The organism is Coleofasciculus sp. FACHB-712 (assembly GCF_014695635.1).
In the GTDB taxonomy this organism is placed as follows: domain Bacteria; phylum Cyanobacteriota; class Cyanobacteriia; order Cyanobacteriales; family FACHB-T130; genus FACHB-T130.
Genome location: NZ_JACJOQ010000196.1, coordinates 1 through 2,476 on the forward strand (window position 1 = coordinate 1; position 2,476 = coordinate 2,476).

Annotated in this window: 3 protein-coding genes; 2 read left to right on the forward strand and 1 reads right to left on the reverse strand. The window is 48.5% G+C overall.

The annotated features are described in order from the left end of the window. The coding region (locus H6F50_RS05525) for a DegT/DnrJ/EryC1/StrS family aminotransferase (protein WP_190427227.1) at positions 1 to 283 on the forward strand (283 nt) is incomplete at its 5' end. Between the two features lie 183 nt (positions 284 to 466). Here the strand turns inward: H6F50_RS05525 and H6F50_RS05530 are convergent. Then, the gene (locus H6F50_RS05530; protein WP_190414319.1) at positions 467 to 1,216 is read right to left on the reverse strand and encodes a DUF561 domain-containing protein; all 750 of its coding nucleotides are present in this window, start codon (positions 1,214 to 1,216) and stop codon (positions 467 to 469) included. A gap of 235 nt (positions 1,217 to 1,451) precedes the next feature. Between H6F50_RS05530 and H6F50_RS05535 the strand changes: the two genes are divergently transcribed. Continuing rightward, the coding region (locus H6F50_RS05535; RefSeq protein WP_190427228.1) for a serine/threonine-protein kinase at positions 1,452 to 2,476 on the forward strand (1,025 nt) is incomplete at its 3' end.

The window sequence follows — 2,476 nt, forward strand, 5'->3', positions numbered from 1 at the left end:
CTGTGTTTGGAATCAATACACGATTCGCCTCACCCAATCCAGTAACGGCAGCTATCGGGATGAGGTTCGCAATCAGCTACAGCAGCAAGGCGTTAGTTCGATGGTTTACTATCCCCTGCCTTTACACCTACAGCCGGTCTACAAGAATTTAGGCTATAAATCTGGGGACTTCCCTGTGGTGGAGCAAGTCTGTCACGAGGTTTTGGCCTTGCCCATGTTTCCAGAACTTTCTCTGGCGGAACAGGAGCAAGTGGTTTACAGCTTGAAAGATTGCTTGGGATAAGTTTTGAGTTTTGAATTTTGAGTTTTGAGGGTTGATTGATTAACCTCGATTTCTGGCGTAGGGGCATGGCGCTGCCATGTCCCTACAGAACGTGCATCAGTGTAAGTTTTTTAATCCACGTTCCTTAGCCAAGATTTATTCAAAATTCAAAACTCATCACTCATCACTCCGACCGCTTAGGGATTACGCATGAATGCGTTCGCGGCTGACAGTGGATAGTGCTTCCACCAAGCTACGAACAGCCGCTACCATCGCGACTTCACTGTTGAGTTGGTTGATGGCAGAACCGACGCCGACACCCGCAGCACCGGCAGCGATCGCCATCGGTGCAGTAACGCTAGAAATTCCGGAAGCACACAGGACTGGGACGGAAACAGCGCGGGAAATTTCGTAAGCTGCTGCTAAGGTAGGAGCCGCTTTTTCAATCAGTCCCAGCGTACCGGCGTGAGTCGGGGTTGAGGAAGTGCCTCCTTCGGTTTGGATAATATCGGCACCGGCTTTTACCAATGCTTCTGCGAGTTGAACTTGCCGATCTAGCTCCAGAATATGGGGCACGGTGACAGACAAGGTAATATTTGGCAGCAGCGATCGCGTTGCTTGCGTCAGCGCCAACACTTCTTCTGCTTCAAACCGCCGTCCCTGCGCGTAAAAACTATCAAAGTTGCCGATCTCAATCAAATCCGCTCCAGCTTCCACTGCGATCGCAAACAGTTCTGGTTCTACTGCTGATACGCAAATTGGCAGGCTTGTCAACTGACGAGCCAACCGCACCAAATTGGGTTCTGCGGCAATATCGACGAAAGTAGCACCGCCTAAGTCGGCTGCCTTAACGGTGGCAGCAACTCGCTCCGGATTGAAGTTATTCAATCCGGTAATAATTTTTAAAGCACGACCTTGGTCAAAGACACGCTGTAGTGTAGTATTCATGGTCATAAGCCCGATTTGGCTCGCAAATTTTGCATCTTAATTGTACAGACCGAATCATCCGGTCTCTACATTCAGAACGATCTACCTGGGAATATTACTGCGGAAGGTTGTGCATCCCCGCTGATTGCCATACCATCAGGAAATAAAAATTACGCTCTGCTTTTTATCACAACTGGGATCTAGACTAGGAGCATAGCGCAGATCCTGCCCCCCTCCTGCCCTCCTCCTGCCAGTGACGGTCATGAATTTTCCACCCACAAATCTGTCAACTTTTCACTCAGATGTTTTACAGCAAACTGAACTAGGGCAGCTGTGTGGTACCGAGCAGTTGTTCCGCGATCGCTATGAGATCCTGCGAATGTTGGGAAGAGGTGGCTTTGGTATCACCTTTTTAGCCAGAGATGCCAACTTGCCAGGCGATCCTTTGTGCGTGATTAAGCAGCTGTGTCCCAAGTTTAGCGATCCGATTGGACTGCAAACAGCGCGGAAACGCTTCGAGCAAGAAGCAAGAACCCTCAGTAAGTTGGGCAGCCATTCCCAAATTCCCATGCTGCTAGATTACTTTGTAAACGAGGGAGAATTCTATTTAGTTCAAGAATATGTACGAGGGTATACCCTCGCACGCTTGGTGCGGCGCGGAGGTCCCTTATCGGAAGAGGGCGTTAAATATTTCCTTCGTCAAATCCTGCCATTGTTGCAGTACATCCACGGCAATAATGTAATTCACCGCGATATTAAGCCCCAGAACATCATCCGTTGCCAGGACGATGGGAGGCTGGTGCTGATTGACTTTGGAGCTGTCAAAGAGGAGATGGTTCCTTTAAGCGATACAGGAGGTCAGAAGCAAACCACCCAGTTTATCGGCACGGTTGGATTTGCACCGCCGGAACAATTTTCACTGCGTCCTGTTTATGCCAGCGATATTTATTCGTTAGGCGTAACGTGTCTTTACTTGTTGAGTGGGAAAGCACCGCTAGAATTTGATAGCGATCGCTCTACGGGTGAGATTCAGTGGCAGGATACGATATCAGTCAGTAAAGACTTTGGCAAAATTCTCAACAGAATGCTGAAAATCTCTTTACGCGAACGTTATCAATCTGCAACAGCGATTATGCAGGCATTTGGCTGGGAATCGCCTCAAGACAATTTAGCGCAGTTTATGACAACTCAGCGTCCTTCAGGGAAAGATTCAGATAAGAAAAAATCAGAAGCAAATTCACCAAATTATGTTTCTCCTACCGCCAGAACAGCGATCGCGCTTCGAGA